Origin of the sequence: Actinoallomurus bryophytorum (assembly GCF_006716425.1) — a bacterium.
GTDB lineage: Bacteria > Actinomycetota > Actinomycetes > Streptosporangiales > Streptosporangiaceae > Actinoallomurus > Actinoallomurus bryophytorum.
The window spans coordinates 1,248,333-1,271,212 of the sequence record NZ_VFOZ01000001.1; the positions used below are offsets into that span (position 1 = coordinate 1,248,333).

Below are 22,880 nucleotides of genomic sequence, written 5' to 3' on the forward strand. Positions count from 1 at the left end.
GGTCTGGCGGGCTTCGTCCGCTAAGGACTCTGCATGCAGCGCCGCCCACGGCATGTGGAGGCACTGTCGAGCCGGGCTGAAGTACGCCGTCGCACGAGGGCTCGGTGCCTTCTAGGCGGCCGTGCGGCGGGGGGCTTCCGCGACGTACGGCATGGCGAGGTCGACCACGTCGTTCCACCATTCGGCGATCGGGGCGCCGAAGTCGGCGGGGGGACCGACGGACAGATAAGGGAGTGCGTCTGGGTCGTCTTCGCTGGTGCATTCGAGGCGAACTCGTACCCGGCCGGCGATGGCCTCCTTCGGCTCCGCTGCCCAGTATCGCCAGACGTCGCGGGCTTCGACCCAGGTGTGCTCAGGGAGACGGCGGGAGTGAGCCCCGGGGTTGCAGGCCAGCCAGTCCCAGTGCTCCGCCAAGAGCGTGACGGCCAGGCAGCGCAAGAGCGTTATCGCGGCGAAGACGTTGCTGATCGGGACCGCGGTGGCCTCGAGTTCGGGTAGCGCGAAGCGGTGCATGCCTGCCGTCATCAAGTGCAGTCCGCCGCCGGTGCGACCGGATGTGCTGCCGCGATCGACTCGGTCGAGGCGATCGGTCCTTGTGGGGCGATCAGGGCTGATGGCGTCGCGGCGGAGACTCTCGGTCCGGTTAGGACTCTTGACGCGGTCAGGGGTCCCGGGCGAGTTAGCGCTCCTGGTGTGGTCAGAGTCGCTGCTGAGACTGGAAATCTCCGCGCGGTCAGGCATGCCGTTGAAGTCGGAGGTGCCGACACGGTGAGAGGTGCCGGGAGCGGAAGTCCCAGCGCGATCAGAGGTGCCAGGGGTGCCGCCGTTGAGGCCGGAGGTGCCAGCGCGGTCAGACGTGTTGAGGTCGGAAGTCCCGGCGCGATCGGGGGCGCCGGGGGTGCCGCCGTTGACGGCGGAGATGCCGGCGCGGTCAGACATGCCTAGCTCGGAGCTGCCAACGCGGTCAGCGGTCGTGTTGCGATCGAGGCTCTCGGCGTGATCGGCATCTATGAAGTTGGACGGGCGGTCGGGGGCATCGCTTCCGGATATGAATGTGGCCAGCCAGTCGTCGGCCAGGCAGAACTCCGGGTGTTCGGAGCCGAAGCGGAAATCGTGCGGTAGTGCCTGGTGGGACCAGGCGTCGTAGACGATGCCGTCGCACGCCTCTGCGATGACACGGGCGATCGCTCGGATGGCTTGGCCGTGCTCGGGTTGTGAGACCGGAGGGATGTGGCCCATGACGACCGTGTGATGGGTGAGCTTGCGTAGCAGGCGGCGGTCCTCCGGTCTCGGCCATGCGGCGCTCTCCATCAGCTCGGCGTAGCCGGATTCGCCGGCCGGGAGTGTATGGATCTGCACTAGTGACGAGTTGAGGAGACCGGCCGCTAATGGTTGGCGCACTCGTGCGCGGGCGATGGACGCGGGGTCGTGGAGGGGCCGCGCGGTGGCGATGATGAACGGGGTCGCGACGGTCTTCGGGATATCGAGGTCGATCACGTGGTGCCTCCCGGAGGGATTCGGTCTTTGGACAGCCTGACGTGGCTGTGGCTGGGCCGAAAGACCACCTGTACGGACTGTGGATAACTTCCGCGTGGCCGCCTTCCCCGGGCAGGCGAAGGCCCGGCAGGCGAAGGCCCGGCAGGCGAAGGCCCGGCAGGCGAAGGCCCGGCAGGCGAAGGCCCGGCAGGCGAAGGCCGGGCAGGCGAAGGCCGGGCAGGCGAAGGCCGGCAGGCGAAGGCCCGGCAGGCGAAGGCCCGGCAGGCGAAGGCCCGGCAGGCGAAGGCCGGCAGGCGAAGGCCGGCAGGCGAAGGCCCGGCAGGCGAAGGCCCGGCAGGCGAAGGCCCGGCAGGCGAAGGCCCGGCAGGCGAAGGCCCGGCAGGCGAAGGCCGGGCAGGCGAAGGCCGGGCAGGCGAAGGCCGGGCAGGCGAAGGCCGGGCAGGCGAAGGCCGGGCAGGCGAAGGCCGGGCAGGCGAAGGCCGGGCAGGCGAAGGCCCGGCAGGCGAAGGCCGGCAGGCGAAGGCCCGGCAGGCGAAGGCCCGGCAGGCGAAGGCCCGGCAGGCGAAGGCCCGGCAGGCGAAGGCCCGGCAGGCGAAGGCCGGGCAGGCGAAGGCCGGGCAGGCGAAGGCCGGGCAGGCGAAGGCCGGGCAGGCGAAGGCCGGGCAGGCGAAGGCCGGGCAGGCGAAGGCCGGGCAGGCGAAGGCCGGGCAGGCGAAGGCCGGGCAGGCGAAGGCCGGGCAGGCGAAGGCCGGGCAGGCGAAGGCCAGGCAGGCGAAGGCCGGCAGGCGAAGGCCAGGCAGGCGAAGGCCCGGCAGGCGAAGGCCCGGCAGGCGAAGGCCCGGCAGGCGAAGGCCCGGCAGGCGAAGGCCCGGCAGGCGAAGGCCCGGCAGGCGAAGGCCCGGCAGGCGAAGGCCCGGCAGGCGAAGGCCCGGCAGGCGAAGGCCCGGCAGGCGAAGGCCCGGCAGGCGAAGGCCCGGCAGGCGAAGGCCCGGCAGGCGAAGGCCCGGCAGGCGAAGGCCCGGCAGGCGAAGGCCCGGCAGGCGAAGGCCCGGCAGGCGAAGGCCCGGCAGGCGAAGGCCCGGCAGGCGAAGGCCCGGCAGGCGAAGGCCCGGCAGGCGAAGGCCCGGCAGGCGAAGGCCCGGCAGGCGAAGGCCCGGCAGGCGAAGGCCCGGCAGGCGAAGGCCCGGCAGGCGAAGGCCGGGCAGGCGAAGGCCGGGCAGGCGAAGGCCGGGCAGGCGAAGGCCGGGCAGGCGAAGGCCGGGATCGGGACGGAGATTCTGATCGTCTTCGCGGCCAAGGAGGGGAGCCTGGCGACAACGCCTACGGCCCGATGGCAGCGGGACCGCCGCCCCCGGACTGGCCGAGGGGCATGGCGAGACGGGGATCGGGACGGAGCCGGGATCGGGACGTAGTTCGAAGGCCTTTCGGGACCGCCCGGTCGGGGCACGCTAGGCGCGAGTAAGCCTGAAGGGCGGGCGACGCCACGCGCGGCGTACCTCCTCGGATAAGTGCGCCACCCGACTCCGACAGGGGGATGGTGCCTGCGTTTCGTCGAGCACCAGGTCGCCACCAGCGCCTACCCGGCGCCCATAAGGCACGTCCGCAGGCGCACGCGCGACGCCGGCACCGGCACCGGCACCGAGACCGGCCTGACGACGCACCGCGAGCCGGTCCACGGACGCTGGGACGCACTCAACACCCCAGGAGATCCGCACGGCCACGCCGGGCGACACGACCACGAGCCGAACGCTCGAACGGCGATCAGAAAAGACGCCGGGACCCGGCCCGGGAGACGACAGCGTGCGGACGCGCGCAAGCCCCCAAAGCGACAGAAGTGACGCCACGTGACCACAGTGATCCAAGATGCGAGACGTAAACGGCACCTGCCCTCTTTGTCCGATATCTTTCGGCCATGCAATGGGCCGTGGCGACGTACGACACAGCGTTCGGCTACGTATCCGCCCACGGCGCTCCGTTGATCGACTTGCTGGATCCCCGGCCCGACGAGCGCATCATCGATCTCGGCTGTGGCACCGGTGGCATGACCGTCGAGATCGCCTCGCGAGGCGCCGAGGTACTCGGTATCGACGGATCGGTCGAGATGGTGAACACGGCCCGTTCGGAGCATCCGAACCTCTCGTTCGCCGTCGGTGACGCGCATGACTTCTCGACCGGCGATCAGTACGACGCCGTCGTCTCCAACTCCGCCCTGCACTGGATGACGCGTGACCCCTCGGCGGTGATCTCGCGCGTACGGGAGGCTCTGCGGCCCGGTGGGCGCTTCGTGGCCGAGATGGGTGGGGCGGGCAACTGCGCCGACCTGATCACCGCCGTACAGACGGCGTGGCGCGTCTTCGGGCTTCCCGAGCCCGAGTTGCCCTGGTACTTCCCCACGCCCGGCCAGTACGCCGCCCGGCTCGAGGACGCCGGGTTCACCGTACGGCTCATGGAGTTCTTCGATCGGCCCACACGACTGGCCGAATGTCCTGACGGGGCCGCGGACTGGGTGCGGCTGTACGCGCCCGAGCTGATCGCCGAGGTGCCCCCCGAGGTCGCCGGGCCGGTGCTCGACAAGGTCAACGAACTGGCCGCGCCGGCGCTGCGCCGTGAGTCCGGCTGGATGGCGGACTACGTACGGCTGAGGTTCGCCGCCGTACGTTGAGTCGTGTTCTGGGTAGGGTCGTGGTGTGTTGCGCCTGTACGACGAAAAGACCGGGAACGTCGAAGAGCTCGCCCTGGCACGCCCCGATGTCGTGAGAATCTCCTCGGCAGGCGAGCTCCGGCCGCTGCTGGTGGCGGACCTGATCCGAAGGGTCGCCGCGCACCACAGGCTCCGCCCGATCGGCATCTGGGCGGCCGCCCCCGAAGCCGAAGAGCTCAACGTACGGCCCGCCGAGCTCACCTCCGGCGAGGCCGACGTGCACGTCGGCGAGACGGTCGGGCGCTGCTCCCTGCCCTCGCGCGACGGCCGAGACCCCCTGGCCGTACGGCTCGCGCTGCTGACGCGCCACTATCGGACCGACGTGAACCTGAGCGCCGAGGACCTGCGTAAGGCCGACGAGGAGCTCACCTCGTGGCGTACGCGGGTCGCGGGCTGGGCCGAGTCGCCGGGCAAGGCACTCAACCGCGAGTACGTCGACGAGGCGGTCGCGGCGCTCGATTCCGATCTTGATACTCCAGGGGTCTTTCCCGTACTTTCCCGGCTGGCCGATGACGCCGGCGTGGCCCCAGGCGCCAAGTTCGAAACGGCGATCAAGCTCGACATGATCTTGGGCCTTGACCTGGTCGCTCTCGTCGGACGCCTCTAATCCAAAATAGGTTTCGACCGTTTTACCTGTTCTGCCAAAGGTCTTTTCTTACCCCTACGGTCTCAGTAAGCTCAACAGGTAATTTTGCCCCGATGCTCGCGGGAATTTGACCATGCAATTCCGTAAGTGCGTCGGCCCCCTCATGCTGATGGGCCTGGTGGCGGCCTGTGGCAGCCGTGCCGACAGTGGCGGCTTCCATCCGAGCGGCCAGGCAGGAGCCGGCGGCTCGGCGGCGGCCTCGGCCGACGCGAGCGGCGCGTCCGACGCCTCCGGCCGGCAGACGCCGGGGCCGGGCGCTCCGGCGCCCAGGACGCCGCAGTCGGCGCTCGCCGGGTACCGGACCTACCAGCTCGCCTATGAGCGCGCGTACAAGAACAACGACCCCAGCGTGCTGAACGCGGTCGCCGTGGATCCGATGCTGGCGAAGGTCACCCGGGACATCAACGACGTCCGTAGCCAGGGGTTTTCCTGGCACTTCCACAATGTGCTCAGCCCCAAGGTGCAGGGCGCGTCGCCCGACGGCTCGTCCGTCGTGATCCTCGACTGCGTACTGACTCTGCGTTCCTACAAGTTCGACGCCACGACCGGCAAGCGCCTCGGTCTGTGGCGCGGGGGGAGCGTGCAGTACCAGGCGATCATGCGCTACTCCGACGACACCTGGAAGATCTCCGAAGCGACAGAGGGCGGAAAATGCTGACCACACGCTCTTCGGCGATCGCGATCGCCGTCCTGACCGCCGGGGCGGCCGTCGCCCTGAACACCACACCAGCGTCCGCGGGCGGCCATGGTGGCGGTGGCAAGGGTAGAGGTACCGCCCGGATCACCAGCACCGGGACGACGCCGAGCCGCGCGCGGTCCGGCGGTGGGGGTGGTGGCGGTGGTGGCGGAAAACCGGCGCCGATGCCCTGCCCTGACGACGCCGTGTGCGGCGAGACCACGGCGGGAGACGCCCCGGCCGCGCCAGTGATGATCCCGGCCACCCAGGTGGCGGCGCAGGCCCGGGCTGAGATCCTGCTTCCGACCGTCGTCATCAACACGGCGCCGGCGAACAGGACCTACGTAGGGCTCAGAACCGGACTGTGGGTCGGCGGGTTCCACCGGATCGACCCGGAGGTCACTCTCGGAGGCACGACGGTCACCTTGCACGCCAAGCCCCTGGACGTCACCTGGTCCATGGGCGACGGCACCGTCACCTGTAAGACCGCCGGAAGCCGCAGCGGAAAGACGTGCGGTTATACGTACCGACAGTCTTCGGCCCACCGGCAGAACGGGAAGTACCAGATCACGGCGAAGATCACCTGGTACGTCAGCTGGACCTGCGTCGGCGGCCTGTGCGACGCCGCCGGAGGTGACTGGGCCCCGGACTCGACCGAGTGGCGGGCGGCCCAGGCCGAGCTCGCGGTCGGTGAGGTGCAGACCGAGTCCCGGCCCGGATGACCGGCTGGCGGTCAACCGGGTTCGAGGAGCTGTACGAGCTGGGCAGCGGTGCCCAGGGACGGATCGTCCTCGCCCGCCGGGCCGGTACGGGCGAAATGGTCGCCATCAAGTACCTGGCGCCCGAGCTCCTGCGCGATCCGCGGCACAAGGCGATGTTCCGCGACGAGGTCAACATGCTCGTTCGGGTGGCGGACCCGCATGTCGCCCGGCTCTACGAGTACGTCGAGGCACCTGAGGGCGCGACGATCGTCATGGAGGCGGTCAACGGGGTTCCCCTTCGGGAGGTGCTGAGGCACGGACCGATGGCGCCGGAGGCGGCCCTGGTCGTCCTCAAGGGCTCACTGCTCGGGCTCGCGGCCGCACACGCCGTCCGCGTCGTCCACCGCGACTACAAGCCCGCCAACGTCCTGGTCGAGCGCGATGGGAACAGCAAGCTCATCGACTTCGGGATCGCGGGGCTCTCCGGAGAGGAGACGGTCGCCGGGACTCCCGCGTACATGGCCCCGGAGCAGTGGCACGGCGCACCGGTCTCCCCGGCCGCCGACGTGTACTCGGCCACCTGCGTCTTCTTCGAATGCGTCACCGGTGGCCCGCCCTACGCCTCGGGTGACACCACCACGCTCCGCCGCATGCACGAGGCCGCGCCCATCCCGGCTCAGGGGGTGCCCGAAGCTCTACGCCCGCTCGTCGCGCATGGCATGGCGAAGAACCCCGCGCACCGCCCGCCCGGCGCCCACCAGTTCGTCACCCTCCTCGAACGGCTCGCCGGCAGTGCCTACGGCCCGGACTGGGAACGCCGCGGCCGGATCGCGCTCGGCGCGGCGACCGCCATGCTCGCGGCCGCCTTCCCTGCCGCCGCGCTCGGTATGACGACGGGCGCCACGGGTCTCGCGCACGGCGCCGCGGGAAGGTCGGCGCGAAAGGCCTCTTCGGGAAGGCGACCGGGCTGAAGGTGGGAGGCGGCCTGGCAAGGTGGTCCGCTATCGAGATCCCACCGTTGCCGACAGTCCGGTCCTGGACTTCGACTTCACCGCCTCGCCGGCGAACGTACGGTCCGGTACGAAGGTCCGCGTGACGTCACGCTTCGTGGGTCTGTCACCCACCACACCTGACAAGCGGAAGACGGCGCCTGCGTGCCATGACCGAGTAACCGCACGCCTGACCGGGGAGGTGGATTACGACGTCTTTTCCTCTACCCGGATGCGGGCACAGGGCGTCTACCCACCACCAAGCCGTTCGTCGTGGCCCTGACGGACGACCCCGGGAAACGGGGCCGCAGCTATGACTCGACGAGGTGTGTGTACGTCGGCATGAGTACCGATGCGCTCACGTTCACCGTTCCGAGAACCCTCAGTCACGGGTCGTACTTCGTATCGCCCATCGGGCGCCCGCGTATTACGCGGATCATGACCGGTCCCAAGCTGAACACATTCGTCGACCCGGAGGCCGCCGGGGCCCGGGCCGAGGACAGGTTGCCCAAGCTGACGATCTTCTAGAGCAGGTCGCGGGTGGCGAGAACGATGCCGTCCTCGTCGCTGTAGAGCCACATGCCGGGGCGGAACTCCGCCGCGCCGAAGGACACCGGCACTCCCACCGAGCCCGCGCCCTCCTTGGCGCTCCTGCGCGGGTTCGAGCCCAGCGCCTTCACGCCCAGGGAAAGCCCGCCCAGCGCCACCACGTCGCGTACCGCGCCGTAGATGACCACGCCCGACCAGCCCGACGCGAGTGCCGACGCGCCGATCATGTCGCCCAGCAGCGCGGACCGTAGCGACCCGCCGCCGTCCACCACCAGGACGCGGCCCTCGCCCGGGGTGCCCGCCGTGCTCCGCAGCAGGGCGTTGTCCTCGTGGCAGCGGATGGTCTCGACCGGACCGGCGAAGCGGGTCACCCCGCCGTACGAGCGGAACTGCGTCTCGCACGACACGAGTTCGCCGGTGAAGGAGTCCATGAGGTCAGCCGTCGCGAAGTCCACGGGACGAAGGCTAGATCACTCCGTCGGACCGTCCGTCGGCCGCCCCAGCAGACGTGACAGCACGATCGCCGTCTTCGTCTGCACGATGTTCGGTTCGTTGCGCAGGCGTTCGAGGGCCTCCTCGAGCCCCTGGATGTCGTGCGCCCGCAGGTGGACGAGGGCGTTGGCCTCGCCCGTGACCGTGTACGCGGCGACGACCTCGGGGTGGCGCCGGATGCTCGCGTAGATCTCCGCAGGGGACGTACGGCCCGCGCAGAACAGCTCCACGAACGCCTCCGTCGTCCAGCCCAGGGCGGCCGGGTCCACGACGGCCGCGTACCCCGTGATCACGCCGTCGTGGCGCAGCCGGTCCACGCGCCGCTTGACCGCCGGCGCCGACAGGCCCACCTGGCCGCCGATCTGGGAGAAGGAAAGGCGTGCGTCTTCGAGCAGGCACGCAACGATTCGCCGATCCAGGTCGTCAAGACGCAATGATCAGCCCCTCCTAAGCGCGAAAACATCATTGGTTTGGCGTTGAGCCCGACCTTACGCTTCACGTGGTGCCTCACCAACCTCCCCACGGCCCTCCAGGGCCCCCACCAGGCACGACGCATTGCCAGGAGCAGCACATATGACGATGCAGACCCTTGCCCGCGACGGAGCGGGCATTGCGTCAGGCCGGCCGGCACGCACCTACCTGATGTGCCCGCCGACCTACTTCGACATCAAGTACACGATCAACGCGTGGATGGACCCGGCGGCGCCGGTCGACCGCGACCGCGCCATCGCCGAATGGGAACGGCTGCGCGCGACGTACGTCGGGCTCGGTCACACCGTCCACCTGCTCGACCCGATGGAGAACCTGCCCGACATGGTCTTCGCCGCCAACGGCGCGACCGTGGTGGGCGGGATGGTGATGGGCGCGCGGTTCCGGCACCCGGAACGCGGCGAAGAGGCCGGCGCCCACCAGGAGTGGTTCGCACGCCACGGCTACCGGCGCTTCCGGCGAGCGACGCATGTCAACGAGGGCGAGGGCGACTACGTCTTCGCCTACCGGGCGATGGTGGCCGGGCACGGCTTCCGTACCGACCCGCGCGCGCACAACGAGCTGCACGACGCCTTCGGGCTGCCCGTGGTCAGCGTCGAGCTGGTCGATCCGCGCTTCTACCACCTCGACACGGCCCTGTGCGTGATCGATCCGTTCACCGCCGCGTACTACCCGGGCGCGTTCGGCGAGGACGGGCTGCTCAAGATCAAGACGCTGTTCCCCGAGCTGATCGAGGCCACCGAGCGGGACGCGCTGGCCTTCGGCCTCAACGCGGTCAGCGACGGGCGCCACGTCGTGATCCCGCATGACGCCGTGGACCTCGAGAGGAAGCTCACGGAGCGTGGCTACGACGTCGTACCGGTCGAGATGACCGAGCTGCGCAAGGCCGGAGGCGGCCCCAAGTGCTGCACCCTTGAACTACGGCCCTGAAATGCCTCTAACCTGGATAAACGGGATACTCGCGGAGGTCCCGCGAGACGACGAAGGAGCCGCCGTTGAACACGAATGATCTTCGCGAGTTGTCGGAGCTGCACAGCGCCCACAACTACCATCCGTTGCCGATCGTCATCGCCGAGGCCGAGGGCGCCTGGGTGATCGACGTGGAGGGCCGGCGGTACCTCGACATGCTCGCCGCGTACTCCGCGGTCAACTTCGGGCACCGCCATCCGCGCCTCGTCGAGGCGGCCAAGCGCCAGCTCGACCGGGTCACGCTGGTCAGCCGGGCGTTCGACCACGACCAGTTCGGGCTCTTCGTCACCGAGCTGGCCGAGCTGGCGGGCAAGGACATGGTGCTGCCCATGAACAGCGGTGCCGAGGCAGTCGAGACCGCGCTCAAGACCGCCCGCAAGTGGGGGTACGAGGTCAAGGGCGTACCGGCCGAGCAGGCGAACATCATCACGTTCGAGGGCAACTTCCACGGCCGGACGACCACCATCGTCAGCTTCTCCACCGACCCGGACGCGCGTAACTCCTACGGGCCGTTCACCCCGGGCTTCCGCACCGTCCCGTACGGCGACGCCGAGGCGCTGCGCGCCGCGGTGGACGAGAACACCGTGGGCGTGCTGATCGAGCCGATCCAGGGTGAGGCGGGCGTCAACGTGCCGCCCAGCGGGTTCCTCACCGCAGTACGCGAGATCTGCACCGAGGCCGGCGCGCTCATGCTCGCCGACGAGATCCAGTCGGGCCTGGGCCGTACCGGCACGACGTTCGCGGTCGAGCACGAGAACGTCGTGCCCGACGTCTACATCCTGGGCAAGGCGCTCGGCGGCGGCATCATGCCGATCTCGGCCGTCGTCGCGGACCAGGAGGTCCTCGGCGTCTTCAAGCCGGGCCAGCACGGCTCCACGTTCGGCGGCAACCCGCTCGCCTGCGCGATCGCGCGGGAGGTGATCGCGATCTTGAAGACCGGAGAGTTCCAGGAGCGGTCCCGTACGCTGGGCGCTCACCTGCACGAACGCCTCGGCGCACTGCCGGCCGAGCGGGTGCGTGAGGTACGCGGGCGTGGGCTGTGGGCCGGCGTCGAGCTCAACGGCAAGGCACGGCCGGTCAGCGAACGGCTGATGGAACGCGGCGTGCTCGCCAAGGAGACCCACGAGACGACACTCCGGCTCGCCCCGCCGCTGATGATCGACAAGTCCGACCTCGACTGGGCGCTCGATCACCTGGAGGCCGTCCTCGCCGAGCTCTGAGCATCCGGCCCGAAGGCCTGGGCCCACCGGCCCAGGCCTTCACCAGCTGCGAATATCTGAATTGCCGGGGAATGACCGAGGGCCTATAGTCCACTTGGATTATTGAGCATCGACTAGAAGAACACCTCATGTCACGACCCCTCACACCGCTGCAACTGGCGGTGCTGCGGCTGCTCGCCGACGAGCAGATGCATCCGTACGAGATGCAGCAGCGGATCCGTGAACGCGCCATCGACCAGGTCGTCAAGGTCGCGCACGGATCGCTCTACCATGCCGTCGCGCGGCTGGCCGAGCAGGGACTCATCGAGCCCGTGGAGACCAGCCGCGAGGGGCGCCGTCCGGAGCGTACGGTCTACGCGATCACCGAGGCGGGCCGGGACGAGGCGCGTTCGCGGCTGCGGGAGTTCATGATGCGCCCGATGCAGGAGTACCCCTGCTTCGGTATGGCGCTGGCGTTCGTCTCGATGCTGCCACCGGACGAGGCCACGTCGCTGCTCGACCGGCGCACGGTGGACCTGGAGGCCAAGCTGGCCGCCCACGACACGGTCGTGGAGAGCCTGATCAAGCGGGGACACCCACGGATCCACGTCATCGAGGTGGAGTTCCTGAACTCCCGCCTGCGTTCCGAGCTGGACTTCGTGAGGGCGCTGGGTGAGGACATCAAGTCACGCCGGCTGGACTGGCGGCCGCCGAACGGCGGAGACGGGGAGAAGTAATGAGAAAGTGGCATGGCAATCCGTGGGCGATTCTGATCACGCTCAGTCTCGGGTTCTTCATGACCCTGCTGGACCTGACCATCGTCAACATCGCGATGCCCAGCATGATCGAACAACTGCACGCCTCGCTGGACGAGATCCTCTGGGTGATCAACGCCTACGTGCTCATCCTCGCCGTGCTCCTCATCACCGCAGGCCGCCTGGGTGACGTACGCGGTCAGCGCACGATCTTCATCTTCGGTGTGGCGACCTTCACCGTCGCGAGCCTGCTGTGCGGGATCTCCCAGAACCCCACCGAGCTGATCGCCGCACGGTGCCTGCAGGGCCTGGGCGCGGCCATGCTGCTACCGCAGACCATGGCCATCATCGTCGCGACCTTCCCCCCGCAGCGGCGCGGCGCCGCGCTCGGCGTCTGGGGAGCGGTCGCGGGCGTGGCCGCGATCGCCGGGCCGACGCTCGGCGGCTTCCTGGTCAGCGCGTTCGACTGGCGATGGATCTTCTTCGTCAACCTTCCGGTCGGCGTGGTCGTTCTCATCGCCGCGTTCACGATCATCCCCTCCGTGAAGCAGGAACGCTCGCACCGCCTGGACCTCGGCGGGGTGCTCATCGCCACGGCCGCGCTGTTCTGCCTCAGCTTCGCCCTGACCGAGGGCCAGCGGTACGACTGGAACATCTGGATCTGGCTGCTGGGCGCGGCGTCGATCCTGCTCCTGGTGGTCTTCCTCCTCCAGCAGCGGACCCAGCAGGAGAACGAGCCGCTCGTGCCCTTCTCCCTGTTCCGCGACCGCAACTACACGATCCTCAACTTCATCGCCGCCGCCGTGTCCGTCGGCATGATCGGCATGTTCCTGCCGCTGACGATCTACCTGCAGTCGGTGCTCGGCTACAGCGCTCTGAAGTCCGGCCTGGTCATGGCGCCGATGTCGGTGATCTCGATGTTCGTCGCCCCGTTCGCCGGGCGGCTCTCCGACCGGATCGGCGGCAAGTTCATCCTCATGGGCGGGCTGACGCTGTACGGCATCGGCATGGCCTGGATCGTGCTGATCGCCGAGCCGACGACGAACTGGCCCGCCTTCTGGCCCGCACTGATCATTTCCGGCCTCGGCGTCGGCTGCGTGTTCGCGCCGATGGCCACCGAGGCGATGCGCGGCATCGAGCCGCGGATGGCCGGGGCCGCCTCCGGCGTCTACAACACGATCCGCCAGATCGGTTCGGTGGTCGGCAGCGCCGCGATGGGCGCCATCCTGCAGAACCAGCTGGCGAGCTCGCTCCAGCACGAGGCGAACGTACGGGCCGGGCAGCTTCCGGCGCAGGCGCGCGGGCCGTTCCTGGCGGGTGTCAAGAACGCCGCCAAGGGCGGCATCGAGGTCGGGGCCGGGCAGAGCGGCGCGGACAAGAGCGTGCCCAAGAACCTGCCGCAGGAGGTCGCCGGCCAGATCGCCCGCGCGTCCAAGGCGGTGTTCGACCATGGCTTCGTCACGGCGATGAAGCCCACCATGGCCCTGCCGATCGTGGTCGTCCTGGTCGCCGCACTGTCGTGCCTCGTCATGAAGCGGTACGTGAGGCAGCCCGAGGCGCAGCCCACCGAGACCGTGGAGGCCGGCGCCTGAGGCTCAGCGCGGATGGACCCGGTGGTAGCTCCCGTCGTAGTACAGCAGGGGGCTGCCATCGGGGTTCGGCAGGCTGACACCGAGCACCTCGCCGACGACGATGCTGTGGTCCCCGCCGTCGTGGACGCCATGCGTACGGCACTCGAGCGCGGCGATGGCGCCCTCGAAGATGGGGGCGCCGGTGTGCGGGCCGGGATGGGACGCCCAGCCGTTCAGCTGCCCCTCGATCTCCCGCCCCCGCGTCGCGAACCAGCGCGACGCCTCCTCCGCGTCCTCGCCCAGCACCGAGACGGCCCAGGTGTCCGCGCCGGAGACGAGGTCGTGAAAGCGCGCGATCTTCTCGGCGCAGAAGAGCACGAGGGTCGGTTCGAGCGAGACGGACGTGAAGGCGTTCACGGTCATCGCGTGGGCCGCCCCGTCCAGGACCGTCGTCACGACCGTGATGCCGGTGGCGAAACGGCCGACCACGCGGCGATACTCCTCGGGATCGACTCCCGCGGACATCGGCATGGTGGCGTACTCCTCAAGCGGCTCCGGGCAACGGCCCTCATGGGATGTTACCGGCCAGTCGGCTATCGGATCCCCGGGGGTTGCGGCGCACCGTTGAGCAACCACGACCGCGACGAGCGGGTCCAGACGATGGCGACCAGAGCCGCGGCCGCGCCGCCGAACATGTAGACATAGCCCGGAGCCGTGCCGGTCACGACGAGGTCGCCCTCGGGCCGGCGGCTCGACAGCACGACCAGGATGATCATCCAGGGAGCGGCCGGGACGACGGCGCCGAGCCTGCTCTCCATCGCCCAGCCCGCCGCGCGGAAGACCGCGAGGTTCAGCACGGACAGCGCGATCGCCGCGACGGGGACGCTCCCGGCCTGCCAGGAGAACTCGAACGAGCCGATCACCCCCAGCAGGACCCCGAGCACGGCGAGCACCCCGTAGGCGATCCCGACCAGGAACGCCGACTCCGGGGTGGGCACGGGCGGAGGGTAGGGACCCATCGTCTGTTCCACAGCGCGTCAGGTTACCGGGTGGAAGAGACCGGTTTCGCGCCCGTCCTCTCCCGGTATGCCGGACTCCCCGGCCAGGAGGGTGTAGTACTCCGCGTCGAGGATGGGCACTCCCACGTCGTTGGACAGCGCGTAGTACGGCGGCGCCATCGTGATCTGGGTGGCGTGCGAGCGCATCGCCTCCACCTTGGCGGGCAGTGAGGCGCCGGCCTCGATCCGCGTCGTCACCTGAGCATCGGGCACCCCGAAACCGAACTCCCGCACCGAACCGACCCGTTTGAACGGGCCACGGCCCACCCCCGCCTCCAGCGAGGTGATCGGAATCGCGGTGGCGTAGAAACGGGAAGGCGCCCACGGCTCCCCCTCGCCGTAGGACGCGTCCGCCGCCCGCTCGAAGGCGCGCCAGGCCACGCGATAGGCCTGGATGTGGTCGGGATGGCCGTAGAACCCGTTGTCGTCGTAGGTCACGATGACCTGCGGGCGCACCTCGCGTACGACCCGGACCAGCTCGGCGGTGACCTCCTCGACGTTGGCACGCCAGAAGCACCGGGGGTCGTTGTTGGACGGGGTGCCCATCATCCCGGAGTCGCGCCAGCGCCCCTCGCCGCCGAGGTAGCGGTGGTCCTCGACGCCGAGGGCGGCGCAGGCCCGCGCCAGCTCACCGGTGCGGTATTCGCCGAGCGCGTCCCCGGACAGATGGCGCAGATCCTCGGGGATCACCTCGCCCTCCTCGCCGCGGGTGCACGTCACCAGGCAGACGTGGGCGCCCTCGGCGGCGTACTTGGCCATCGTCGCGCCGGTCTCGATCGACTCGTCGTCCGGATGCGCGTGCACGAACAGGATCCGCCGGTCGGCGCTCATCGGGTGGCCTCCACCGCGGGCTGGGTCGCCTTGCCGCCACCGCCGGCGCCGCCACCTCCACCACCACCGCCGCCGCCGTCACCGGGGTCCTCGCTCCCGCCGCCGTCACCCGGACCCGTCGTGTCGCCATCGCCCGGCTCGGAGCTGGTGCCGCCACCGGGCCGGGTGCTGCCACCGCCGGGACGCGTCTTCGACGGCGACGACGAGGGCTCGGGCTCACCGCTGTCCGTGGGGGGCAGGCTGGAGTGTTGCCGTGGCGTCGGCAGGATCGGCTGCTCGGGCTTGGCGGACGACGCCGGCGCGCTCGACGGGCCCGGCGTCTGCCCCCCGCCGCCCGACGGGTGGTCGCCACCGCGTGAGGCGGCCCAGACCACGGCGACCACGACCACGGCGAGCAGCAGGCCGGCGAGCGCCGCCATGGCCGCGCGCGTGGAGGGCGTGCGTGCGGCGCCGGCGATCTTGGTCGGACCGGTCGGCGCCGGCGGGAGCATGCCCGCCCGGGGCATCGTGCCGGCGAAGGCCGCGCCCTGACCCATGATCGCGGTCTCCGGGTCGGCGGCCACGGGTACGGCGGGTGTGACGCCCTCCTCGCCGAGCAGCCGCATCAGCAGCGTCTGGGTCGGCGGGCGCTCCGCGGGATCCTTGGCGAGGCAGTCGGCGACGATGCCGCGCAGGGGCTCCTCCATCGTGCCGAGGTCGGGCGGCTCGTTGACGATCCTGTGGATCACCGCCATGACCGTGTCCTGCCCGAACGGCGACTGGCCGGTGGCGGCGTACACCATTGTCGAGGCCCAGGAGAACAGGTCGGCCGCGGGCGTGATCTCCTGCGCCAGCAGCTGCTCGGGCGCCATGTACGCCGGCGTCCCGATGGCCGAGTTGGTCATCGTGGCGGCGGCGTCCAGCGCCCGCGCGATGCCGAAGTCGATCACGCGCGGGCCGTCGGCCCCGATGAGGACGTTCTGCGGCTTGAAGTCGCGGTGCACGATGCCCGCCTGGTGGATGGCGACCAGTGCGGTGACGGTCCCGATGGCCAGGCGTTCGAGGTCGGCGCCGGAGCGCGGCGAGTCGGACGAGACGAGCTGGGCCAGTGACGGGCCCGGGACGTACTCACTGACGATGTAGGGCCGGTCGCCCTCGACGTCGGCGTCCAGGACCTGCGCCGTGCAGAACCGCGCGACCCGTTTGACGGCCTCGAGTTCGCGCAGGAAGCGGGTGCGCGCGGTGTCGTCGTCGGCGAGGTCCGCGCGGAGCAGCTTGACGGCCACCTGATCGCCCGATTCGGACTCTCCGAGGTAGACGACTCCTTGGCCGCCCTCCCCCAGACGCGCGGTCAGAGTGTAGGAACCCAGCCGCGCCGGGTCGCCCGGCTTGAGTGGACGGCCCTCCGGCATCAAAGCTCCTGTATTGGAAGTCGGCGGTTCACTGTCACCGTAGCCGTTCGTGCGGAGTGAAGGCCCGCTACGCGACACCGGCGTGCGGCTGGCAGGATCGGAGGCATGACGATCAGCTTCCCACGGCAGAGCGCTCGAACCAGGCGATTCACTCTCGGCGCTCCGCGCGGCTTCCTCGTGTCGTCCGACGGCTCGCGCGTCGTCTTTCTGCGGTCTCGGCATGGTACCGATCCCGTCACATGCCTGTGGACGGTCGAGGTCGGCGACGAGGGCATCGGCGAGGAGCGTCTCGTCGTCGACCCCCGCGCGCTCGACCTGCCCGGCGAGGAGGACCTGCCGGACGAGGAACGCGCCCGGCGCGAACGCGCCCGCGAGCAGGCGGGCGGTGTCACCGCGTTCGCCACCGACGCGGCGCCGACGATGGCCGCCTTCGCGCTGTCCGGGCGGCTGTTCGTCACCGACCTGGACAAGGACGTGCGCGCGCTCGACGCCGCCACGCCCGTCTTCGGCCCACGTCCCGACCCCACCGGCCGCCGCGTCGCGTACGTCTCCGGTCGCGCGCTGCGGGTGATCGAGGTGGCGTCCGGCGCGGACCGTGCGCTGGCCGAGCCCGAGGACGAGCAGATCTCCTACGGCCTGGCGGAGTTCGTCGCCGCCGAGGAGATGCAGCGCATGCGGGGCTTTTGGTGGGCGCCGGACGGCGAGGCCGTGCTCGCGGCCCGCGTCGACGAGTCCCCCGTACAGCGCTGGCACATCGCCGACCCGGCCAACCCCGGCCGCACGCCGGTGGAGGTCGCCTACCCGGCCGCCGGCACGCCCAACGCCGACGTCTCCCTGGTGGTACTGCGCCTCGACGGCGGCCGGCAGCCGGTCGAGTGGGACCGTGAGGCCTACCCCTACCTCGTCGACGCGAGCTGGGACGGCACAGGCGTGCTTCTCGTCGTGCAGACCCGCGACCAGAAGGTGATGCGGATCCTGTCCGCGGACCCCGCGACCGGGCGGACGACGCTCGTACGCGAGGACACCGACCCGGTCTGGCTGGACATCGTGCCCGGCGTGCCGGCACGCACCGCGAGCGGCGGCCTCGTGTGGGTCTCCGAGGACGACACCGCCCGCCGGCTGCTCGTCGACGGCGAGCCCGTGACGCCCGGTGGCCTGCAGGTGCGTTCCGTGCTCGGCGTGGACGGCGACACGGTGCTGTTCACCGCCTCCGACGAACCCACCGAGATCCACGTATGGGCCTACGACGGGAGCGGGCTCACCCGGCTGAGCGCCGGCAGCGGCATTTTCGGCGGCCGCCGCAAGGGCGGCACGACCGTGATCACCGGCGGCCTGCTCGACCGGTTCGGCGTCCAGACGACGGTCATGCGCGCCGGGCGGTCCCTCGGTGAGATCGCCTCTCATGCCGAGACGCCCGGCATCGAGGTGAACGTCAACCTGATCCGCGCGGGCGAGCGGGAGATCCGCACCGCGGTGCTGCTGCCGTCGGGCTACACCGGTGACGAGCCGCTGCCGGTGCTCATGGACCCGTACGGCGGGCCGCACGCCCAGCGTGTGCTCGCGACGCGGCGCGCCTTCGCCGAGTCGCAGTGGCTCGCCGACCAGGGGTTCGCCGTGGTCGTCGCCGACGGGCGCGGCACACCGGCTCGCGGGCCGGCGTGGGAGCGCGCGATCCACCGCGACGTGGTCGGACCGGTGCTGGAGGACCAGGTGGCGGCCCTGCACGCGGCCGCCGAGCACTTCCCGCTGGACCTGTCGCGGGTGGCGATCCGCGGCTGGTCGTTCGGCGGCTACCTCGCCGCCCTGGCGGTGCTGCACCGTCCCGACGTGTTCCACGCCGCGGTGGCGGGCGCCCCGGTCACGGACTGGACGCTGTACGACACCCACTACACCGAGCGCTACCTCGGCAACCCGGCCGAGGACCCGGAGCCGTACGACCGGGCGAGCCTGATCCGCGCCGTGACCGACAGCGAGGGCGTACGGACCATGCGCCCGCTGCTGGTGATCCATGGGCTGGCCGACGACAACGTCGTCGTCGCCCACACGCTGAGGTTCTCCTCGGCGCTGCTCGCCGCCGGCCTGCCGCACAGCGTGCTGCCGCTGTCCGGTGTCACGCACATGACCCCGCAGGAGGTCGTCGCGGAGAACCTCATGCTCCTGCAGGTCGACTTCCTGAAGAACGCCCTGTAAAGCGCCCCATGCCCGGTGTCCACCTAGGATGCCGGGCATGGGGGATGAGTTCCGGATCGTCATCGTCTGCACGGCCAACATCTGCCGCTCGCCGATGGCCGAGGCGATGATCCGGCAGGCCCTGCGCGCGTACGGGCCCGGCGCCGCCTCCATCACCGTCGAGAGCGCCGGTGTGTACGGGCACGAGGGCAGCCCGATCGCTCCGGGGTCGGCCGCGGCGCTGAACGCCCTGGGCATCGAGGACGACGGCCACCGCGGCCGGCGGCTGACCCCCGCGATCGTCGGCGCCGCCGACCTCGTGCTCACCATGGAGGAGGGGCACCGCGACGCGATCCTGGCGGGCAGCCCCGAGGCACGCGACAAGACGTTCGCGCTGCGGGAGTTCGCGCGGCTGGCCGGAGGCGAGGCGCCGCCCGCGGACGCCGGCGTCGCCGCCCGCGCCCGCGCGCTCGTGGCCGCCGCAGGCCGGCGGCGGACCGTCCTGCCCTGGGCGGGCGTGGACGACGTGCCGGATCCGTACGGCGGCCCGGATGAGGGCTACCACGCCTGTGCGGCACTCCTCCTCGGTGAGGTCGGCACGCTGCTGCGGCCGCTCCTCACGCCTCGTTCCTGACCGCGCTCTTCTCCGCGGGCACCCCGTGCCAGGACCGCCAGAGCGCGGCGTACGAGCCGTCCTCGGCGATGAGCTCGTCGTGGCCGCCCAGCTCGGCGATCCGGCCGTCCTCGACCACCGCGACCCGGTCCGCGTCGTGCGCCGTGTGCAGGCGGTGCGCGATCGCGACGACCGTACGCCCGTCGAGCACGGCGGACAGCGTGCGTTCGAGGTGCCGCGCCGCGCGCGGGTCGAGCAGCGACGTCGCCTCGTCCAGGACGAGCGTGTGCGGGTCGGCGAGGACCAGCCGCGCCAGGGCGAGCTGCTGGGCCTGGGCCGGCGACAGCTCCACGCCCCCGGTGCCGACCTGGGTGTCCAGGCCGTCCGGCAGCTCCCTGACCCAGTCCGCCTCGACCGCGCTCAGGGCCGTCTCCACCTCGGCGGATGAGGCGTCCGGGCTGGCCATCACCAGGTTGTCGCGGACCGTGCCCTTGAACACGTGGTGCTCCTGGGTGACGAGTGCGACGTGCCCGCGCAGCTCCTCCAGCGGCAGGTCCGCCAGCGGTACGCCGCCGAGCGCCAGCGTGCCGGTGCGCGGCCGGAGGATCCCGGCGATCAGGCGGCCCAGCGTCGACTTGCCCGCGCCGCTCGGGCCGACCATGGCGAGCCGCTCCCCCGGCCGCAGCCGCAGATCCACGCCGTGCAGCACGTCGTGGCCCTCGCGGTAGGCGTACCGCACGTCGTCGAGGGTGATCCGCTCGTCCGCGGGCCGCCCGGCGGCGAGCGCGGGTTCCGCGCGCACCGCCGAGATGCCCAGCAGCCGCGACAGCGACGCTCCGCCGACCTGGAGCTCGTCGATCCACGACAGCAGCCGGTCGAGGGGGTCGATGAGCTGCTGGACGTACAGCGTCGCCGCCGTGACCTGCGCCAGCGAGGCGAGGCCGTGGGCGTAGAGCAGGCCGCCCGCCAGCAGCGTCGCCACCACCGGAAGGACGTAACCGATCTCGACCATCGGGAACCACCGGGTCCGCAGGCTGAGCGTGTAACGCTCGGCCGCCCAGGCACCGGCGATGTCGGCGTCCGTACGGGCGACGCGGCGGCGCTCCAGCCGCAGCGCCTCGACCGTACGCGCGCCCTCGACCGTCTCGGTGAGCCCGGCGGTGACCGAGCCCCACGCGGCGTTCTCCCAGAGATAGCCGTCGCGGGCCCGCCGCAGGTACCACTTGGTGCCGAACCACAGCAGCGGCACCCCGATCAGGCAGGGCAGCGCGGTCAGCGGCCCGACGAGGACCAGCGCGCCGATCGCGAACACCCCGGTCACGATGGCGATCAGTGTCTCCGGCACCGCGTGCCGCACGCTACGGGACAGGATGTCGACGTCACGGGAGGTGCGGGTGACCAGGTCGCCGGTCCCGGCACGCTCCACGGTGGACAGCGGGAGCTCCAGGACGCGGTCGACGAACTCCTCGCGCAGCCGGGCGAGGACCTTCTCCCCCAGCCGCGCCGAGGCGTACACCGCGAACCGCAGCAGCACCCCCTGCGCGACGACGAAGACCGCGATGGCGATCGCGATCCGGTCGACGGTCCAGGGGGAGGACCCACCGCGCACGTCCTCGACGAGGTCGCCGAGCAGGCGCGGAGCGGCCAGCCCCGCGACGGCGGAGAGCCCGTGCAGGCCCAGCGCGAGGCCGAGCTGACGTGGGTAGGCGAGCGTCAGCCGCCGCGCGTACGCCCGCACCTGGGCGGCCGTCGCGACGGGCAGAATGTGCTCCTGCGGATCCGGTGGCCGCCCGGCGGCACGCTCACCGGACGGCTCCTCGCGGATGTCGGTCATCCCTCGTCCTCTCTTGTCACGGTCGCGGCGTAGCGGGGGGCGGTGGCGAGGAGCTCGCGGTGTGAGCCCGCCGCGCTGACCCGGCCCGACTCCACGAACGCCACCTCATCGGCCCAGTCGAGGACGAGCGGGCTGGTCGTGCAGACGACCGTCGTACGCCCGCTGCGGATGCCGGCCAGCCGTCCCGCGATACGAGCCTCGGTGTGGGCGTCCACCGCGGAGGTGGGTTCGACCAGGATGAGCACCTCCGGGTCGGCGACGAGGGCGCGGGCGAGCTTGAGCCGCTGCTGCTGGCCGCCGGAGAACTCCCGGCCGCCCTCGGCGATCTCGGCCGCCAGGCCGTCGGGGAGTTCCTCGACGATGTCGGTGGCACACGCCGCGTACAGCGCGTCCTCGGGGTCGGCCGTACCGAGCTCGGTCCGGAGCGGCCCGGAGAACAGCCGCGCGCCGGGATCGGCGACCAGGACGGCCTCGCGTACGGCGGGCAGCGTCAGGTCGCGCAGCGGCACACCGCCCCAGGTGACCACTCCGTCGCTGAACCGGCCGAGCCGGTCGGCGATCGCCTGGGCGTCCTCCGGTGAGGCCGCCGCGACGGCGGTCAGCCGTCCCTGGCGCACGGTCAGCCCGGACGCCTCGTCGACCAGGTCACCGGAGGCCCTCGTGGCCGTGCCCTCGTCGGCCAGCTCCGGCTCGGTGTTCAGGATGCGGATCACGCGGCGTGCGGCGACATGGGCCTTGATGATCCGGTCGGCGGCCTCGGTGAGGGTCCGCATCGGCTCCACCAGGAACACCGAGTATCCGTAGAAGGACACGAGCTGGCCGATCGTGATCTGGCCCGACAGGGCGAACCTCGCGCCGATCCAGGTGACCAGGGCCACCAGCAGGCCCGGCAGCACGACCTGCGCTCCCTCCAGGAGCGACTCGGCGTGCGCGACCCGCACCCCGGCGGCGCGCACCGCCTGCGACTCCTCGCGGTAGCGGCCGGCGAAGACCTGCTCGCCACCGATGCCGCGCAGGACGCGCAGGCCGGAGACGATGTCGGTGGACCTGCTCGTCAGCTCGCCCTGCAGGTCCCGCTGGTGCCGCTGGCTGTGGTGCAGCGGCCGGAGCATCGGGGCGACGATGGCGGCCATCAACGGGACGCCGATCAGGACGATCAGGCCGAGGGGCAGCGAGGTGAACAGCAGGATCGCGCCGACCAGGATGATCGCCACGATCGCGCCGGTGCCGCGCGCCGTGATCTCCATCGCGCCGCCGATGTGGGAGACGTCCGCGATGCCGACGCTGACCACCTCACCGGTGGCCAGGCGCTTGGGCAGCGTCGCGCCGAGGCGTACGGCGTGACGGCTCGTCACCTGGACCGTGCGGAACGCCCCGCCCAGCCAGTTGGTGACCGCGAACCGGTGCCGCATGACGCCCGCGACGGCCTGGACCAGGCCGAGCAGCAACAGCACGCCGGACCAGGCGAGCAGCGCGTCGGTGTTCTTCGGAGTGACGCCCTCGTCGATGGCCCGGCCGATCGTCGCCGGCATCAGCGCCTGCGTGACCATCCACAGGACGCCCCAGGCGGCGCCGCCCACCATCGAGGCGGTCTGGGCACGGGCCGCCCACAGCAGATAGCGCGCCGGCGATCGGCGATCGGGCGTGCCGGGGTCGGGTACTGGCAAAGAGCGCATGGCGAATCCCATGACCGGGAAGGAGTGGGCCTCCCGACGTTACCCATGGGCTTTGATCAGCCGCGAACCCTTTT

General features: G+C 71.1%; 21 protein-coding genes. 12 read left to right on the top strand and 9 right to left on the bottom strand.

Going from position 1 to position 22,880, the window contains the following annotated elements:
• Positions 1 to 111: 111 nt before the first annotated feature.
• Positions 112 to 1,497, bottom strand: a complete 1,386-nt coding sequence (locus FB559_RS05945) for a hypothetical protein (RefSeq protein WP_141954111.1) — start codon at positions 1,495 to 1,497, stop codon at positions 112 to 114.
• 1,508 nt (positions 1,498 to 3,005) lie between these two features.
• Between FB559_RS05945 and FB559_RS05950 the strand changes: the two genes are divergently transcribed.
• From FB559_RS05950 to FB559_RS05975, 6 genes are all read left to right on the top strand, one after another.
• Positions 3,006 to 3,335 carry a hypothetical protein gene (locus FB559_RS05950; RefSeq protein WP_141954113.1) on the top strand — a complete coding sequence of 110 codons (330 nt, stop codon included), beginning with the start codon at positions 3,006 to 3,008 and terminating at the stop codon, positions 3,333 to 3,335.
• Positions 3,336 to 3,409: 74 nt separating this feature from the next.
• Entirely contained in the window at positions 3,410 to 4,159 is a 750-nt protein-coding gene (locus tag FB559_RS05955) for a class I SAM-dependent methyltransferase (protein ID WP_141954115.1), read from the top strand.
• A 25-nt stretch (positions 4,160 to 4,184) separates the two neighbouring features.
• Complete coding sequence (locus FB559_RS05960) at positions 4,185 to 4,805, top strand: hypothetical protein (RefSeq protein ID WP_141954117.1); 621 nt, start codon at positions 4,185 to 4,187, stop codon at positions 4,803 to 4,805.
• Positions 4,806 to 4,917: 112 nt separating this feature from the next.
• On the top strand, positions 4,918 to 5,502 hold the full coding sequence (locus FB559_RS05965; RefSeq protein WP_141954120.1) for a hypothetical protein: 585 nt from the start codon (positions 4,918 to 4,920) through the stop codon (positions 5,500 to 5,502).
• On the top strand, positions 5,496 to 6,242 hold the full coding sequence (locus FB559_RS05970) for a hypothetical protein (RefSeq protein WP_141954122.1): 747 nt from the start codon (positions 5,496 to 5,498) through the stop codon (positions 6,240 to 6,242). The genes FB559_RS05965 and FB559_RS05970 overlap by 7 nt, the downstream gene beginning before the upstream one ends.
• Positions 6,239 to 7,192, top strand: coding sequence for a serine/threonine-protein kinase (locus tag FB559_RS05975; RefSeq protein WP_141954124.1), 954 nt, complete (start codon positions 6,239 to 6,241; stop codon positions 7,190 to 7,192). The genes FB559_RS05970 and FB559_RS05975 overlap by 4 nt, the downstream gene beginning before the upstream one ends.
• Positions 7,193 to 7,734: 542 nt before the next feature.
• On the opposite strand, the gene rraA is transcribed toward FB559_RS05975, so the two are convergent.
• A complete protein-coding gene (gene rraA, locus FB559_RS05980) occupies positions 7,735 to 8,214 on the bottom strand; it encodes a ribonuclease E activity regulator RraA (RefSeq protein ID WP_141954126.1) in 480 nt (159 codons plus the stop codon).
• 15 nt (positions 8,215 to 8,229) lie between these two features.
• Positions 8,230 to 8,685: an Lrp/AsnC family transcriptional regulator gene (locus FB559_RS05985; RefSeq protein WP_141954128.1), complete on the bottom strand. Its 456-nt coding sequence runs from the start codon at positions 8,683 to 8,685 to the stop codon at positions 8,230 to 8,232.
• Positions 8,686 to 8,824: 139 nt separating this feature from the next.
• On the opposite strand from FB559_RS05985, the gene ddaH reads away from it, so the two are divergent.
• The 4 genes from ddaH to FB559_RS06005 all read left to right on the top strand — a co-directional run bounded on the left by ddaH (position 8,825) and on the right by FB559_RS06005 (position 13,255).
• The gene (gene ddaH, locus FB559_RS05990; RefSeq protein ID WP_246121379.1) at positions 8,825 to 9,670 is read left to right on the top strand and encodes a dimethylargininase; all 846 of its coding nucleotides are present in this window, start codon (positions 8,825 to 8,827) and stop codon (positions 9,668 to 9,670) included.
• Positions 9,671 to 9,735: 65 nt separating this feature from the next.
• On the top strand, positions 9,736 to 10,929 hold the full coding sequence (rocD, locus tag FB559_RS05995) for an ornithine--oxo-acid transaminase (protein ID WP_141954130.1): 1,194 nt from the start codon (positions 9,736 to 9,738) through the stop codon (positions 10,927 to 10,929).
• A gap of 128 nt (positions 10,930 to 11,057) precedes the next feature.
• Entirely contained in the window at positions 11,058 to 11,645 is a 588-nt protein-coding gene (locus tag FB559_RS06000; protein ID WP_141954132.1) for a PadR family transcriptional regulator, read from the top strand.
• Positions 11,645 to 13,255: an MFS transporter gene (locus tag FB559_RS06005; protein ID WP_141954135.1), complete on the top strand. Its 1,611-nt coding sequence runs from the start codon at positions 11,645 to 11,647 to the stop codon at positions 13,253 to 13,255. Before FB559_RS06000 ends, FB559_RS06005 begins: the two co-directional genes overlap by 1 nt.
• 3 nt (positions 13,256 to 13,258) lie before the next feature.
• Here FB559_RS06005 and FB559_RS06010 read toward each other — a convergent pair whose 3' ends face one another.
• From FB559_RS06010 to FB559_RS06025, 4 genes are all read right to left on the bottom strand, one after another.
• Entirely contained in the window at positions 13,259 to 13,765 is a 507-nt protein-coding gene (locus tag FB559_RS06010) for a flavin reductase family protein (protein ID WP_141954137.1), read from the bottom strand.
• A 62-nt stretch (positions 13,766 to 13,827) separates the two neighbouring features.
• Complete coding sequence (locus FB559_RS06015) at positions 13,828 to 14,232, bottom strand: DUF6113 family protein (protein ID WP_141954139.1); 405 nt, start codon at positions 14,230 to 14,232, stop codon at positions 13,828 to 13,830.
• A gap of 39 nt (positions 14,233 to 14,271) precedes the next feature.
• A complete protein-coding gene (gene mshB, locus FB559_RS06020; protein WP_141954141.1) occupies positions 14,272 to 15,123 on the bottom strand; it encodes an N-acetyl-1-D-myo-inositol-2-amino-2-deoxy-alpha-D-glucopyranoside deacetylase in 852 nt (283 codons plus the stop codon).
• The gene (locus FB559_RS06025; RefSeq protein WP_141954143.1) at positions 15,120 to 16,514 is read right to left on the bottom strand and encodes a serine/threonine-protein kinase; all 1,395 of its coding nucleotides are present in this window, start codon (positions 16,512 to 16,514) and stop codon (positions 15,120 to 15,122) included. Before FB559_RS06025 ends, mshB begins: the two co-directional genes overlap by 4 nt.
• A gap of 105 nt (positions 16,515 to 16,619) precedes the next feature.
• Between FB559_RS06025 and FB559_RS06030 the strand changes: the two genes are divergently transcribed.
• Together FB559_RS06030 and FB559_RS06035 are read left to right on the top strand one after the other, a co-directional pair.
• The gene (locus FB559_RS06030; protein WP_141954146.1) at positions 16,620 to 18,704 is read left to right on the top strand and encodes a S9 family peptidase; all 2,085 of its coding nucleotides are present in this window, start codon (positions 16,620 to 16,622) and stop codon (positions 18,702 to 18,704) included.
• A 37-nt stretch (positions 18,705 to 18,741) separates the two neighbouring features.
• On the top strand, positions 18,742 to 19,317 hold the full coding sequence (locus tag FB559_RS06035; protein ID WP_185792057.1) for an arsenate reductase/protein-tyrosine-phosphatase family protein: 576 nt from the start codon (positions 18,742 to 18,744) through the stop codon (positions 19,315 to 19,317).
• On the opposite strand, the gene FB559_RS06040 is transcribed toward FB559_RS06035, so the two are convergent.
• A complete protein-coding gene (locus FB559_RS06040) occupies positions 19,301 to 21,130 on the bottom strand; it encodes an ABC transporter ATP-binding protein (RefSeq protein WP_141954150.1) in 1,830 nt (609 codons plus the stop codon). The two genes, FB559_RS06035 and FB559_RS06040, sit on opposite strands and share 17 nt — an antisense overlap.
• Complete coding sequence (locus FB559_RS06045) at positions 21,127 to 22,806, bottom strand: ABC transporter ATP-binding protein (protein ID WP_141954152.1); 1,680 nt, start codon at positions 22,804 to 22,806, stop codon at positions 21,127 to 21,129. The genes FB559_RS06040 and FB559_RS06045 overlap by 4 nt, the downstream gene beginning before the upstream one ends.
• Positions 22,807 to 22,880: the final 74 nt, after the last annotated feature.